The 13,411-nt window shown below is 63.0% G+C and carries 13 protein-coding genes and 1 pseudogene; 5 read left to right on the forward strand and 9 right to left on the reverse strand.

Going from position 1 to position 13,411, the window contains the following annotated elements; genetic code table 11:
- The first annotated feature begins 194 nt into the window (after positions 1-194).
- The 4 genes and pseudogenes from PO883_RS25700 to PO883_RS35210 all read left to right on the forward strand — a co-directional run bounded on the left by PO883_RS25700 (position 195) and on the right by PO883_RS35210 (position 3,103).
- Positions 195-1,526 carry a serine hydrolase gene (locus tag PO883_RS25700; protein ID WP_289312280.1) on the forward strand — a complete coding sequence of 444 codons (1,332 nt, stop codon included), beginning with the start codon at positions 195-197 and terminating at the stop codon, positions 1,524-1,526.
- Positions 1,527-1,806: 280 nt separating this feature from the next.
- Positions 1,807-1,983, forward strand: a pseudogene (locus PO883_RS25705) (SRPBCC domain-containing protein); the annotation flags it as partial.
- A 66-nt stretch (positions 1,984-2,049) separates the two neighbouring features.
- A complete protein-coding gene (locus tag PO883_RS25710) occupies positions 2,050-2,649 on the forward strand; it encodes a YdeI family protein (RefSeq protein WP_289312281.1) in 600 nt (199 codons plus the stop codon).
- A 301-nt stretch (positions 2,650-2,950) separates the two neighbouring features.
- Positions 2,951-3,103 carry a gamma-glutamylcyclotransferase gene (locus PO883_RS35210; RefSeq protein WP_373890105.1) on the forward strand — a complete coding sequence of 51 codons (153 nt, stop codon included), beginning with the start codon at positions 2,951-2,953 and terminating at the stop codon, positions 3,101-3,103.
- 53 nt (positions 3,104-3,156) lie between these two features.
- Here PO883_RS35210 and PO883_RS25720 read toward each other — a convergent pair whose 3' ends face one another.
- The 5 genes from PO883_RS25720 to alr form a co-directional block, all read right to left on the reverse strand.
- The gene (locus PO883_RS25720) at positions 3,157-4,527 is read right to left on the reverse strand and encodes a glutamine synthetase family protein (protein ID WP_289312282.1); all 1,371 of its coding nucleotides are present in this window, start codon (positions 4,525-4,527) and stop codon (positions 3,157-3,159) included.
- 11 nt (positions 4,528-4,538) lie between these two features.
- A complete protein-coding gene (gene fliD, locus PO883_RS25725; RefSeq protein WP_289312283.1) occupies positions 4,539-5,906 on the reverse strand; it encodes a flagellar filament capping protein FliD in 1,368 nt (455 codons plus the stop codon).
- A 155-nt stretch (positions 5,907-6,061) separates the two neighbouring features.
- A complete protein-coding gene (locus PO883_RS25730; protein ID WP_289312284.1) occupies positions 6,062-6,382 on the reverse strand; it encodes a PilZ domain-containing protein in 321 nt (106 codons plus the stop codon).
- Positions 6,383-6,443: 61 nt separating this feature from the next.
- On the reverse strand, positions 6,444-7,820 hold the full coding sequence (gene radA / locus PO883_RS25735; protein ID WP_289312285.1) for a DNA repair protein RadA: 1,377 nt from the start codon (positions 7,818-7,820) through the stop codon (positions 6,444-6,446).
- Positions 7,813-8,919, reverse strand: a complete 1,107-nt coding sequence (gene alr / locus PO883_RS25740; RefSeq protein WP_289312327.1) for an alanine racemase — start codon at positions 8,917-8,919, stop codon at positions 7,813-7,815. The genes radA and alr overlap by 8 nt, the downstream gene beginning before the upstream one ends.
- A gap of 127 nt (positions 8,920-9,046) precedes the next feature.
- On the opposite strand from alr, the gene lplT reads away from it, so the two are divergent.
- A complete protein-coding gene (gene lplT / locus PO883_RS25745) occupies positions 9,047-10,309 on the forward strand; it encodes a lysophospholipid transporter LplT (RefSeq protein ID WP_289312286.1) in 1,263 nt (420 codons plus the stop codon).
- Here the strand turns inward: lplT and PO883_RS25750 are convergent, their stop codons facing one another.
- The 4 genes from PO883_RS25750 to tsaB are packed head-to-tail and all read right to left on the reverse strand — an operon-like array spanning position 10,310 to position 13,362.
- The gene (locus PO883_RS25750) at positions 10,310-11,269 is read right to left on the reverse strand and encodes a DUF1853 family protein (RefSeq protein WP_289312287.1); all 960 of its coding nucleotides are present in this window, start codon (positions 11,267-11,269) and stop codon (positions 10,310-10,312) included.
- Positions 11,253-12,191, reverse strand: coding sequence for a uracil-DNA glycosylase (locus tag PO883_RS25755; RefSeq protein WP_289312288.1), 939 nt, complete (start codon positions 12,189-12,191; stop codon positions 11,253-11,255). The genes PO883_RS25750 and PO883_RS25755 overlap by 17 nt, the downstream gene beginning before the upstream one ends.
- Positions 12,188-12,658, reverse strand: coding sequence for a ribosomal protein S18-alanine N-acetyltransferase (gene rimI / locus PO883_RS25760; RefSeq protein WP_167086904.1), 471 nt, complete (start codon positions 12,656-12,658; stop codon positions 12,188-12,190). Before rimI ends, PO883_RS25755 begins: the two co-directional genes overlap by 4 nt.
- A complete protein-coding gene (tsaB, locus tag PO883_RS25765) occupies positions 12,655-13,362 on the reverse strand; it encodes a tRNA (adenosine(37)-N6)-threonylcarbamoyltransferase complex dimerization subunit type 1 TsaB (RefSeq protein ID WP_289312289.1) in 708 nt (235 codons plus the stop codon). The genes rimI and tsaB overlap by 4 nt, the downstream gene beginning before the upstream one ends.
- Between the last annotated feature and the right edge of the window lie 49 nt (positions 13,363-13,411).

The following is a 13,411-nucleotide window of genomic DNA, read 5'->3' on the forward strand; positions in this document are numbered from 1 at the left end:
CCAGTCGGAGAAATGGTCGGTCTGCTAACGGCGCCGGCAACAATAATGAATATGTGTGATGCTAATGTCTCGCGTCATCCGGATGCGTCGAAAGAAAGGTGTCTACCCGAAAGTAATCCGGGCGGAATCCATGTTGCCGGCATCGGGCGGCGAAGCTTGCAGATCAGCGCTAATCACCTAAGAAAATGTCCAAGATGTCTATGACCAATGCGCCGACCGCCCTAGACAAGGGGTTTGCTGCGTCTATCGACGCCACTATCGTCCCGTTCTACAAGGCCGATGAACCAGGCGCGACTGTCATCGTCACGCTCGATGGCAAGACGGTGTTCCGCCAAGCCTACGGCATGGCCAACATCACTAAGCAGGAGCCGATGACGCCAGAGGCAACATTGCGTCTTGGCTCGATTAGCAAACAATTCACCGCCGTTTGCATTTTGATGCTGCTTGAGGAAGGCAAGCTCTGCCTCTCCGACGAGATCATGCGGTTTCTGCCCGACTATCCTGCCCAGGGACGGCAAATCACCGTCGAACACCTGTTGACCCACAGTTCAGGAATTGTCAGCTTCACCAGCAAGGAGGATTTTGATGCCAACATTGCCAGGGAGCTCACGGTGACCGACATGATCGATAGCTTTAAGAACGATCCGCTCGAGTTCGCTCCTGGCACAGCCTTCAACTACAACAATTCGGGCTACTTCCTGCTCGGCGCGATCATCGAGACAGTCTCGGGGAGGTCTTACGCCAGGTTTGTCGAGCAGCGCATATTTGTTCCACTGGGCATGAACCGCAGCTACTATGAAGGGCACGAACTGAGCCCGCAGCAGGTTGCGGCCGGGCATACCCACCGCGATGGCGTTTTCGTTCCATGCGATCCGATGAGCATCAGCCAGGTGTACGCGGCCGGAGCACTGGTCTCGAACGTGAACGACATGGCGCGCTGGGAAAACGCCGTCGCTAACGGCAAGCTCATCAGCGCAGCGAACTGGAACAAGGCATTCACGTCCTACCGGCTGGCGGACGGCAGCGCGTGCGGTTACGGCTATGGATGGGAAGTCGGCACACTACAGCAGCGACCGATGCTCGCCCACAGTGGTGGCATCAATGGCTTCATGACCTGCGCGCTGCGCCTGCCGGAAGACAAGCTTTTCGTGGCCGTTCTGAGCAACGCTGACTTCGGTATCGTGGATCCGGAATATATTGCACATAAAATTGGTGCGATGGCGATCGGCGCGCCGCTGGTGGATTTCGAGGAGATCAAGCTAGACGCCGAGGTGCTCGACACCTATGTCGGCGTGTATACCGTTAACGCTTCGGAGCAACGCACTTTCTGGCGTGATGGCGGCCAGTTGCTGATGCTCCGCACCGGTGGCGACGTCACGCCTGTGCATCCTTATTCGGCCAACGGATTCTTTATCAAGCACACGCTAGTCCATATGGAATTCGTGCGCGACACGGTTGGCGCGGTAGCCAAAGTCGTTCTCCACCAGCATGGCGAAGTAAACGAAAATCCGCGCGTGACAGCTTGATTCCAACAAAAACATGGGCACTGGTTCATAAAGGGAGGTGTAAGCCGGAAGCGCCGAAAATTCCGTCGGAAAGCGTCTCCAGAGTGGTTTTCGGCTTGGCGGCGGCGCTGCCGGAAAACAACTGTTTAACGTCACCCCGCATCAGTGCTGGCTTCCCGCCCATGACGGAAATTCCGGGGGGGCCGGCTTACACCCACATAGTGGGCGTTACCTATCGTTCGGTGACGCGAAAATACTCTGATTCCAGAGCTGTTTTCGCCTGTTACTCTTTTACGTAGGAATCCTTACGGTCCCCCACACCCGCACCGTTGTCGTTGAACGCGACTTTCCGCATCCGGCCGAAAAGATCTGGCGCGCGCTCACCCAGCCGCACCTGATCGAAGCCTGGCTGATGAAGAGCGATTTTGCCCCCGTGCCCGGTCACCGCTTCAGTTTTAATGCGGACTGGGGCTCGGTGGCGGAACTGGAGAATGTGCTGTCCAGGGAAGACTGATTAACCGGAGTGACGAGGAGGAATTCGGCGATGAATCAAGAAACCGGCACCAATCCGAAGGTCGACGCGATGCTGCAAGGGGCGACCAGCTGGCGCGACGAGTTCGCGCTATTGCGATCGATCGCGCTCGGCTGCGGCCTGACGGAGGAATTGAAGTGGGGCCAGCCCTGCTACGCGCATGAGGGCGAGAATATCGTCCTCATCCATGGCTTCAAGGAATATTGTGCCGTTCTGTTCTTCAAGGGCGCGCTGCTCGCCGATCCCAAGGGCATGCTGGTCATGCAGACCGAGAACGTACAGTCCGCACGCCAGGCCAGGTTCACCAGCCTTGCGCAGATCACGCGGCAGCGCAAGGCCTTGACGGCCTGCATCCTCGATGCGATCGAGGTGGAACGCGCGGGCCTGAAGGTCGCCTTGAGGGAGACGTCCGAGTTTCCGACGCCGGAAGAGTTTCAGGTCAGGCTGGCCCAGCTGCCTGCGCTCAGGACTGCCTTCGACGCATTGACACCCGGCCGCCAGCGCGCCTACCTGCTTCATTTTGGCGGCGCCAAGCAGTCGAAAACCCGAGCGTCACGGGTCGAAAACTGCATGCCGCTGATCCTCGATGGCCTTGGACTCAACGACCGGTAACTGACGCGCTCGCCACGGCCGGTGTGCCGACGGACTTTTCGGTGCATACTTCATGACGCCAAGCCGCTCACATCAACGTTGAGCATAGCGAACCTATTTAATAAAAACGCCCACCTATGACGCAACTTCTCTTTTCGTATGGAACGCTTCAGCAGCGTGATGTGCAACTGGCCACCTTTGGCCGGGAGCTCCACGGCAGCGCCGACCAATTGCTAGGTTTTCATACATCAATGGTGAAAATTGAAGACCCGCAGTCAAGACCAGTGGGAAGAGTCACCACCCCATCGTTAAACAGACGGGCATCGCGGAAAACCGCGTTGCTGGAACCGTCTTCGAGGTGACGAATGATGAACTCGTGCATGCGGATCGGTATGAAGTATCAGACTACAAGCGCGTCTCGGCCTTACTGTCCTCCGGACGAACAGCTTGGGTGTATGTGGACGCGCGTGCATAGCACGGTCCGCACGTCGAATTCAGGCAGACGTACACTGGCGCTCGACTTCTGTCCTACACGTGCAACAACAAGTGCTCGCGTTCCCAGGGGCTGATCACCGTCATGAATTCGAGGTGCTCCTGATCCTTGATGGCCGCATACACGTCGACGAAGCGCTCGCCCAGCACGTCGCGCAACTTGTCCTCCGCGCGCAGCAGGTGCAGCGCTTGCGGCAAGCCCCGCGGCAACTCGAAGTCGAGCGCGTGCGCGCTGCCGTCCGTCATCGGGCTCGGTTCGATCTCCTCCGTCATGCCCAGGTAGCCGCAGGCCAGCGTTACCGCGAACGCCAGGTAAGGATTGGCATCGGCCCCGATCACCCGGTTTTCCACCTTGCGCTCCTGCGGCGTCGACTCCGGCACCCGGAACCCGACCGTGCGGTTATCCAGCCCCCATTGCACATTGATGGGCGCGGTGGTGTGACGCACGATGCGCCGGTAGGAATTGACATAGGGCGCGGCGAGCGCCATCGCCGCCGGCATGTAGCGCTGCAATCCACCGATGTAGTGATAAAAGGCCGGCGACGGCGCCCCTTCAGGCGTACTGAACAGATTCAGGCCGGTGCGGCTGTCAGTCACGCCCTGGTGCACATGCATCGCCGAGCCCGGTTCATTGGCCAGCGGCTTGGCCATGAAGGTGGCATACATATTGTGCTTGAGCGCCGCCTCGCGCAAGGTGCGCTTGAAGAAGAACACATTATCGGCCATGGTCAAGGGCTCGCACGAGAGCAGGTCGATGCCGAACTGGCCGGCACCGATTTCGTGGATGAGCGTGTCAACATCGAGCTGCATCAAGTCGCAAAAATCGTAGATATCCTCGAACAGCGGGTCGAATTCGTTGACGGCATCGATGCTGTAGATCTGGCGGCTGGTTTCGGCCCGTCCGCTGCGGCCGATGGGCGAGCGCAGCGGCAGGTCGGGGTCGTTGTTGCGGGCTGTGAGGTAAAACTCCAGTTCCGGCCCCACGCTGGGCGACCAGCCCTTGTCCGCATACAGCTTGAGCACGCGCCGCAGCACGCTACGCGGGGCGAAATCGACCAGGCTGCCATCGGAAAAGTAACAGTCGTGGATGACCTGGGCGGTGGGGTCCAGCGCCCACGGCACCACGGTGATGGTGGACGGGTCGGGCCGCAGCACCATGTCGCGGTCGGTCTCGGAGATGGCGCGGAAGTAAGCCACGTCGTTGACTGGATAATTGCCGGTGACAGTCATGCCGAGCACGGCTTCGGGCATGCGCATGCCGCGTTCCTTGGTGAATTTGGTGCGTGGGAGGATCTTGCCGCGCGCAACGCCGGTCAGGTCCGGCACCAGGCACTCGATTTCGGTGACCTGGCGGTCGTTGAGCCACAGGTCCATATCGCTATAAGTAAAGTTCTTGCGAACTGCCATTCCACATCTCCTCAAGCCATGAAGTCGAACAGCGACTTGGCGCCCCCTCCCGGCAGGCCGGGCAAGGCGCTGTTGGCGCCGCCGCCCTGGCTTACTTCCGTGTAGCGCGCGACCAGGTTGGTCGCCTGCGCCATCAGCGCGTTGGTCAGGGTGGTTTTCTGGCTGGTCAGGGTGGCGATGCCACGGTCGGTACTCAGCTTTTCCTTGCTGATGCTGCTCCCGGCACCGAGCAACTGGCCAAGTTGCGCGTCGAGCTTGTCGGCAATGCCGTTGCCGCCATCGGTGAACAGCTTGCTGATCGCAGCAGGATCGGCCAGCACCGCCGCTTCCAGCGCCTTGGCGTCAAGCTTGAGCGCACCGTTTTTATCGAGCGTGATGCCGGCTTTTTCCAGCGCCGCGCTATTGCTGCGCACCATGCTGGTCAATTGATCCTGTGCCTGGCGCAATGCCGGATCGGATTTGAGGCCGCCCTGCTGCAACGTTTGCAAAGTCGACGCCACCTTGTTGTAGCCATCGATAAAATTGCCGATATTCTTGGCGATGGCGCCATTTTCCTGCGCCACCACCACCTTGGAACTGCCCTTGCCCGTCAACGCCAGCGCCGTGCCGCCGATCTGGCCGGTGATGACGTTGCTGGAACTGGTGACGCGCTTGCCGTCGATGTTGAGCACGGCGTCCTGGGCGGCACTGCCCGCCGTCAAGTTCTTGAGGCCCGCCGGGTTATAGGCGAGCAGTTTCTCGACCGCTGCATCGCCCCCTGCGCTGATGCGCATGCTGCCGGCCGCGCCTTCCGGCCCGGTCAGCTTGAGCGCATAGCCGGCGCTGCTTTTGACGATGGTGGCATCGATGCCCGCCGCCTTGAAGGCGTCGGCCATGCCTTGCAGGGTATTGTTGCTGCTGTCGATAATGATTGAACGGGCGCTGCCGGTGGGCGTAAACGCGTTGCCGGACTCGGTGCCGAATTCCAGCTTGATGGCGGTGGCGGCGCCACTGCCGATGACCGTGTCTTTTTCTTTCTGCGCGCGCGCCAGCAGGGTTTGCGACTGGGCAAGCTGCTGGACGTCGATGGCGTAGCTGCCTGCCTTGGCGCCGGTCATGGTCAGCGCGCTCAGTACGTTGGCGCTGGAGGATGTGGCGCCCGTCTGCAAGCCGGCGCCGGACAGCGACTGGGTCAGCGACTGGAAGCTGGCCAGGGCGCTTTGCAGCTGGCCGAGGCCGGACAGGCGGGTCTGGTCGCGCATGAGCTGGCCGCTGAGTTTCTGGATGCCGGCGTTTTGCGTCAGCAAGGTCTTGCTGACCCTTCCGACCATCTCGGCGGAACTGGCATTGCCCGAGTTGAGCCCGTTCAAGACATGATTGGCATTGATGGGCAGCGCCATGAAGATGACCCTCTTTTTACGTTTAACGTAAAGGTAACACACTCGCCTCCGGCACCACGTTCAAATTCCTGACGCAGTCCTGAGGCAGATCAAGGGCTGCGCGGAAGAAGCTTGTGCCGGCTCAAGCGAGATGCCCGCCCGGCCAACGAGCGCAGTCAGCGCATGAACTTGACCAGCTGCGTCATCCCCGACAAGCTGAGATTGAGAAAGTTGAACCCGACCTTGAAGTCCCCATGGCTGAGAATGCAGTACGAGGCCCGCGAACGCACCTCGATCGCGGTCACGCTGCCGTCGACCACCAGGTCGAAACGCAGCAGCGCTTCCGCGCCCACCTGGACCGGATCGGGCGACATGACGCACATTCCGCTCGACCCGATATCCACCGTGCGCACCGTGACCGGCGAAAAGCCGTCCACCACCACGATGGCCTTGACCTTCAATATTTTTCGCTGTGACTGTCGTTGTTCACTAAACACATTGGTCCCGTGGCATGCCTGATATATTTACATTATAGTGCCAAATAGCAATAGATGTTAACTAATCGAGCTCGCGCAGTTTGTTAAATGCCTCATCGATACGCTCGACCGCCACAATCGTCATGCCTTCGATTTTTTGCTTGGGCACATTTGCCTTTGGAATCATCGCAATCGAGAACCCCAGCTTGGCCGCTTCGCGCAAACGCTCCTGGCCGCGCGGCGCCGGCCGGATTTCGCCCGCCAGCCCCACTTCACCGAAGACGACCAGCCCGCGCGGCAGCGGTTTGCTGCGCATCGACGAGTTAATCGCCAGCAGCACCGCCAGGTCGGCCGCCGGTTCGGTAATCTTGACCCCGCCCACCGCATTGATAAACACATCCTGGTCGAAGGCCGCGATACCGGCGTGCCGGTGCAGCACGGCCAGCAGCATCGCCAGCCGGTTCTGCTCCAGCCCCACCGACAGGCGCCGCGCATTGGGCAGGTGGCTGGTATCGACCAGCGCCTGGATTTCCACCAGCAAGGGGCGCGTGCCTTCCTGCGTCACCATCACGCACGAGCCGGGCACCTGGTTGTCGTGCTGCGACAAAAACAGCGCCGACGGGTTGGACACCCCTTTCAAGCCTTTTTCGGTCATGGCGAACACGCCCAGCTCGTTCACCGCGCCAAAGCGGTTCTTGATGGCGCGCACCAGGCGGAAACTGGACTGGGGATCGCCCTCGAAATACAGCACCGTATCGACGATATGTTCCAGCACGCGCGGCCCGGCCAGCGCGCCCTCTTTCGTCACGTGGCCAACCAGGATGATGGTCACCCCGGTCTGCTTGGCCACGCGCGTGAGCTGCGCGGCGCACTCGCGTACCTGGGCCACCGAACCGGGCGCCGAGGTGAGCGCGTCGGAATACACGGTCTGGATCGAGTCGATCACCGCCACTTCGGGCTTCAGGTCGGCCAAAGTCCCGAGAATCTTCTCGAGTTGGATCTCGGCCTGCAGTTTAAGCTCCTTGCCATCGACGCCGAGCCGGCGCGCGCGCAGGGCGATCTGGGCGCCCGATTCTTCGCCGCTCACATATAAGGTACTCTTGATATGCGAAATATTGGCCAGCGCCTGCAACAGCAGGGTCGATTTGCCGATGCCGGGGTCGCCGCCGATCAGCACCACCCCGCCCGAGACCAGGCCGCCACCGAGCACGCGGTCGAATTCCTCGATGCCGGTGCCGAAACGCGGCACGTCGACCGCCTCGATGTCGGCCAGCGACAGCACCGGCGCGGTCTGCGCCAGGCTTTTGTGCTGAGGCTGCGACAGGCGGTTCACGCCGGGCGTGTCGAGCACCGTCTCGACCATCGTGTTCCACTGATGGCAGGCTGTGCACTGCCCCGTCCATTTGCTGCTGATCCCGCCGCAATCGCTGCAGGTGTATTGCGTTTTAGCTTTAGCCATTGAAATCCAGATTGCCTTCCACGACGCGCACGCGGGGCGCCAGCGCGCACATTAATTCATAGCCGATGGTGCCGGCGGCGTTGGCCACGGTATCGATCGGCAGTCCGGCGCCCCACAGCACCACCGCGCTGCCGACGCCGGCATGCGGCACGTGGGTCAGGTCGACCGCCATCATGTCCATCGAAACCCGGCCCACCAGCTTGGTGAGGATGCCATCGACCATGACCGGGGTGCCGTGCGGGGCGTGGCGCGGGTAGCCGTCGGCATAGCCGCAGGCAACGATGCCAACCGTCATCGGCCATTCGGCCTGGAAGCCGCTGCCGTAGCCGACCGAGTCGCCCGCCACCAGGTCTTGCACGCCGATGATTTCACTGGCCAGCGTCATGGTCGGATGCAAGTCGAAGGCGGCCGCGCTGCGTCCACCGGGCGTGCCGCCGTACAGCATGATGCCCGGGCGTACCCAGTCGTTCGACAATTCGGTCGACAGCGCCGCCTGGTGCAGCACGCCGCCCGAGTTCGACAGGCTGCGCTGGCCCTGCAAGCCGTCCGCCCCCAGGCAAAAGCGGCGCACCTGTTCCAGCACGGTCAGGCGCGGGTGTTCGAGCTCGTCGGCATTGGCGAAGTGGGTCATCAGGGTGATCTCGCGCACTTGCGGGATGGCGCGCAGGCGGGCGTAAGCGGCGCCGAAGGCTTCCGGGCGGAAACCGAGCCGGTTCATGCCGGTATTCATCTTCAAATGCAGGTCGATCGGACCGCTGAGCGTGGCTTGTTCCAACATGGCAATCTGTTCGACCGTATGCACGGCGCTGTTGAGCTGGTGTCGCACCAGCAAGTCAACGTCGCCGGCATCGAAAATCCCCTCCAGCAAGAGGATCGGGCGGATCCAGCCCAGTTCGCGCAGGCGCACCGCGTTCTCGGTTTCGATCAGGGCCAGGCCGTCGGCGTCGGCGAAGCCGCGCATGCCGCGCTCCAGTCCGTGGCCGTAGGCGTTGGCCTTGACCACCGCCCACACTTTGGCGTGCGGTGCGCAGTCGCGCGCCCGCATCAGGTTATGCTGCATGGAATCTATGTGAATCGTGGCGATGAGCGGGCGCGGCATGATGCGAATGGGAGTGATTGGCAAGCTGCTATTTTACCGGACGCAGCCCGCCACGACATGCCGATTTCTTTGGCTTCCCAGCCATTCATGGTATAAAGCAACCCACACTAGCTTTTAGACTTCTCGAATGAATCGTGGTTTTTACACCATCATGGCGGCGCAGTTTTTCTCGTCGCTGGCGGACAACGCCCTGCTCTTCGTGGCGATTGACCTGCTGATCTCCATGAGCGCGCCGGCTTCGCTGACGCCTTTGCTGAAGCTGTCCTTCGTCCTTTTTTACGTGCTCCTTGCGCCGTTTGTCGGCGCTTTCGCCGACTCCATGCCCAAGGGCAAAGTGATGTTCATCGCCAACCTGGTCAAGGTATTCGGCTGCGCCCTGATCTTCTTCCACGTCCATCCGCTGCTCGCCTACGCGGTGGTCGGCTTCGGCGCGGCGGTGTATTCGCCGGCCAAGTACGGCATCCTGACTGAATTGTTACCGCCAGAGAAACTCGTCGCCGCGAATGGCTGGATCGAGGGCCTGACCGTGATGTCGATCATCTTAGGTACCGTCATGGGCGGCGCCCTGGTCAGCGCCAAGGCCTCGGCCTTCATGCTGGGCATCGACATGCCGCTGATCGAGACCGGCATCGATACCACCACCGAAGCGGCGCTGTGCGTGGTGGTGGCGGTGTACCTGCTGGCCACCATGTTCAACCTGCGCATCCCCGACACCTTGGCCAAGTACGCCCACCAGGAGCGCAACCCGGCCAGGCTCATCGCCGACTTCGCCAACTGCTCTTCCCTGCTGTGGAAAGACAAGCTGGGCCAGATTTCGCTGGCCGTGACCACCCTGTTCTGGGGCGCCGGCGCGACCTTGCAGTTCATCGTGCTCAAGTGGGCCGAGAAATCGCTGCACATGCCGCTCGACAAAGCCACCACCCTGATCGGCATCGTCGCGCTCGGCGTGGCCGTGGGCGCCGCCGCCTCGGCCAAGATGATTCCGCTGAAAAAATCCCTGACCGTGATCCCGCTCGGCATCGCCATGGGCATCGTGGTCATGTGCATGACCATGGTGCATTCGGTCTTGATCGCCTACCCGCTGCTGCTGCTGATCGGCGTGCTGTCCGGCTTCTTCGTGGTGCCGATGAATGCGCTGCTGCAACACCGCGGCCACGTGCTGATGAGCGCCGGCCATTCAATCGCCGTGCAGAATTTCAATGAAAACCTGTCGATCCTGACCATGCTGGCCATTTACGCCATCCTGATCACGCTCAATGTGGAACTCAATATCGTGATCGTCGGCTTCGGCATGTCGGTGGCCGGCATCATGTTCCTGATCATGCGCAAGCATAAGATGAACCAGGCCGAGCACGATTCGCTCGCCCTGATCGGCGAGCACAAGCACTGATCAGGCAGGCGGGCCGCTCATTTGCTGGCGGAAAGCGGCGCGCACGCGCCAGTCGTTGGGGACGATGAAACCGCGTCCCGTTTCCACCAAGCCAGCGTCGGCCGCGCGCACGCTGGCCACCAGTACCGGCATCGGCACCGTGCCGAACTTGTCCGCCAGGGCGGCCTGCAATTGTTCACGGTTCAGCAAACCGGCATCGTCCAACGATCGGAACGGCGCCAGCCATTGCAGGCGCGGCAAGATCACGAAGGCATCCGGCGCCAGCGCGGCCACCTCGTCCAGCGCGCACCAGAAGCCGCGGCAGTGCTGGCCGGAGATGCCCTCCATCGCCTGCCCCGCACCGCCCGGATAGAACAGCCAGCCCTTGACCAGGGCCCGCGCCCGCGTTACGGGACGCGGCAGCACGGCTTGCGCCGCAGGGTGCGTACCCAGCGCCAGTTGTTTCTCAAAAATCTTGCGCATCTTGGCGCCCAGGCTGTCGGCCAGGTTGGGGCCGACAAAGGTGTCGAAGCGCGATGCCGCCTCCCCTTCGAGCAGATAGAATTTGGTGGCGAATTCGATGTGTTCGAGGCCGCCGTCGCCATGGTCGAGCAGGAAGTCGAACTCGCCGACCGTGTCGTTGCGGCTGGCACGCACTTGCAAGCCGTGCGCCACCAGCAAGCCATGCTCCTGGAAATAGAAGGCCATCAGCTTTTCGGCATACAGGCCAAGGCGCGTGTAATTGCGCGTGCCGAGCGCCGCTAACAGGGGCGCGGGATTGGCATCCAGGCGCAGCAGCCAGGCGTCGACCGCCGCCGGCAGCACGCCCAGGCTGGCGATCTTGCCTTCCCAGTGCGGATCGGCAGGGTCCAGCAGGTCGGGCGCGTGCAGCAGCCAGGCCAGCGCGCGCACGTGCGGCTGCGCCAGCTGTCCCCAGCGGCGCTCGAAGCCGGCCTGGTAGTTCTCAGCCGGGCCGGCCATCGTGCGCTCGCGCCAGGCACAGGTCGGCCCAGGCCAGGGCCTTGTCGGCGCCGCGCCGCAGCAGCTCGCCCGGATGCAGGGTGGCCACCAGCTTGACGCCGCCGACCTCGTGCACCTGTCCGCGCGAACCGGCCAGCGACTCTTGCAGCGGTTTGCCCTGCAAGGCATTGGCGGCGATCTGGCCCAGCGTGAGCACCAGCGGCGCGCCGGACAGGGCCAGTTCGCGGTCCAGGTACGGACGGCAGGCCAGCGCTTCCTCGGCGCTCGGGGCGCGGTCGCCGCCATTGGCGCTGGTGGGCCGGCATTTGATCAGGTTGGTCACATACACATTGCTGTCGCGCGAAAGCGCGACCGCAGCCAGCATATTGGCCAGCAGCTTGCCCGGCTCGCCCGAGACCGGCTGGCGCTCTTTTTCGTCGGAGACGGTCGAGGCGCCGGCGGCCACGAACCAGCGCGCCTGCTGCGCGCCATTGCCATAGACCGGCTTGCGGCCGCCCTTGCACAAGCCGCAGCGGGTGCAGTTGGCGATCGCGTTCTTGAGCTGCACCCAGTCCATGGCGGCGATGTCTTCCTCGGTCGGCGGCGGGCCGGGCGGTTCCTCGCCCCAGGCCGAATCGGTGGCGGGGCTCGATGCCGGGCTGGCCGCAGGTGGCGCGGTCCTGGCCGCCACCGCTGGCTGGGCGGGCATGGCCACGGCGGTAGGCACTGCGGTAGGCACGGCGGTAGGCACGGCGGTAGGCATGGTAGCAGGCGCGGCGGCAGGCGCCGCAACAGGCACGGGAGCTGGCTGCGGCGCGGCTTCCTGCGCTGGCGCTGCCAGCTCCTCGGGCAATGCCTCGTCCGGCATGGCATCGCGCAGGGTCCACAGCGGGCCGATGCCCATTTCCTGCAAAAACGCGTTGTCGCGCGCGTTGATACTCATAAGACGAACCTCATGACGATGGCATCCTCGCGCTTGCCGTCATGCGCGGGGTAGTAGCCTCGGCGGCGGCCGATTTCGGCGTAGCCATATTTTTCATAGACAGCCAGCGCGCGCAGGTTGGACGGGCGCACTTCGAGCAGGATCGAGTCCATCGACAGCCCGCGCGCGCAGGCGGCGACCTTGTCGAGCAGGTAGCGGCCCAGCCCTTCTCCCTGGCGTCCGGCGGCCACGGCCACGTTGAGCAGATGCGCTTCGTCCACCACCGCCATCAGCAGATAGTAGCCGAGCAGCGCGCCGTCGCGGTCGCGCAGCACCCAGGCGTTGTAGCCGCTGCCGAGCGAGTCGGCGAAATTACCGCGCGTCCAGGGATGCGGATACACCTGCTTTTCGAGCGCGAACACCTCGTCGATATCGGCCGCCACCATCGGCGCGTAAAACAGGTGATCGTCGTCGCGCACCGCGCTCATGCGGCAGCCTTGGCGGCGTTGATCACGCTGCGTTCCGCGCTGGTGTAGGCGATCTTGTTGCGCAGGTACAGCGGCTGGGCCTGGGCCGCGCCAAGCGCTTCCCCCGCAGCCAGCGCGCCGCGTCCGAGCAGGGCCATCTGGGCGGCGTGGGGCATGATCTCCGGATAGGCTTGGGCGAACCCGAAGGCGTCCGGATAGGCCGCCAGGCCATTGCCGCAGGCCGCCAGCGGGCCGTCCACCGGCAGCGGCGCCACGGCGCCGGGCGCGCACAGCGTTGGCGCGACCAGCACGTTCCAGCGCGCGGCGCCAGCGTCGTAGCGGTACTGGGCCCAGTAGACTTCGCCCATGCGGGCGTCGAGCACGGCCACGACATCGGTGGCGCCATGCTGCTGGCGGCAAGCCACGGCCATCGCTTCGAGGGTCATCAGGGATAGCACCGGCAAGCCGGCGCCATAGGCCAGGCCCTGGGCGATGCCGCAGGCGGTGCGCACGCCGGTAAACGAACCGGGACCGGCGCCAAAGGCAATGGCGTCGCATTCCTTGAGCGCGATGCCGGCTTCGGCCAGCAGTTCCTGCACCATCGGCAGGATGGCTTGCGAGTGGGTGCGCACGCCGGACGATTCACGGAACAGGACGGTATCACCGCGCAGCAAGGCGCAGGACGCCATCTCGGAGGAGGTTTCAATAGCGAGAATAATAGACATGCCGTATTTTAACCCGGCGCTGCGCCGCCTTGGCGCTTTAGCAAGCGGG

The sequence above is a fragment of the Massilia sp. DJPM01 genome (genome assembly GCF_030348125.1).
In the GTDB taxonomy this organism is placed as follows: Bacteria; Pseudomonadota; Gammaproteobacteria; order Burkholderiales; family Burkholderiaceae_D; genus Telluria_A; species Telluria_A frigida.

What these genes read in the sequence shown, in the direction of transcription:
- PO883_RS25700 (WP_289312280.1), top strand. Translation starts at nt 195, where the DNA reads ATGTCTATGACCAATGCGCCGACCGCCCTAGACAAGGGGTTTGCTGCG.
- PO883_RS25710 (WP_289312281.1), top strand. Translation starts at nt 2,050, where the DNA reads ATGAATCAAGAAACCGGCACCAATCCGAAGGTCGACGCGATGCTGCAA.
- PO883_RS25720 (WP_289312282.1), bottom strand. Translation starts at nt 4,527, where the DNA reads ATGGCAGTTCGCAAGAACTTTACTTATAGCGATATGGACCTGTGGCTC.
- fliD (WP_289312283.1), bottom strand. Translation starts at nt 5,906, where the DNA reads ATGGCGCTGCCCATCAATGCCAATCATGTCTTGAACGGGCTCAACTCG.
- radA (WP_289312285.1), bottom strand. Translation starts at nt 7,820, where the DNA reads ATGGCTAAAGCTAAAACGCAATACACCTGCAGCGATTGCGGCGGGATC.
- alr (WP_289312327.1), bottom strand. Translation starts at nt 8,919, where the DNA reads ATGCCGCGCCCGCTCATCGCCACGATTCACATAGATTCCATGCAGCAT.
- lplT (WP_289312286.1), top strand. Translation starts at nt 9,047, where the DNA reads ATGAATCGTGGTTTTTACACCATCATGGCGGCGCAGTTTTTCTCGTCG.
- PO883_RS25750 (WP_289312287.1), bottom strand. Translation starts at nt 11,269, where the DNA reads ATGGCCGGCCCGGCTGAGAACTACCAGGCCGGCTTCGAGCGCCGCTGG.
- PO883_RS25755 (WP_289312288.1), bottom strand. Translation starts at nt 12,191, where the DNA reads ATGAGTATCAACGCGCGCGACAACGCGTTTTTGCAGGAAATGGGCATC.
- rimI (WP_167086904.1), bottom strand. Translation starts at nt 12,658, where the DNA reads ATGAGCGCGGTGCGCGACGACGATCACCTGTTTTACGCGCCGATGGTG.
- tsaB (WP_289312289.1), bottom strand. Translation starts at nt 13,362, where the DNA reads ATGTCTATTATTCTCGCTATTGAAACCTCCTCCGAGATGGCGTCCTGC.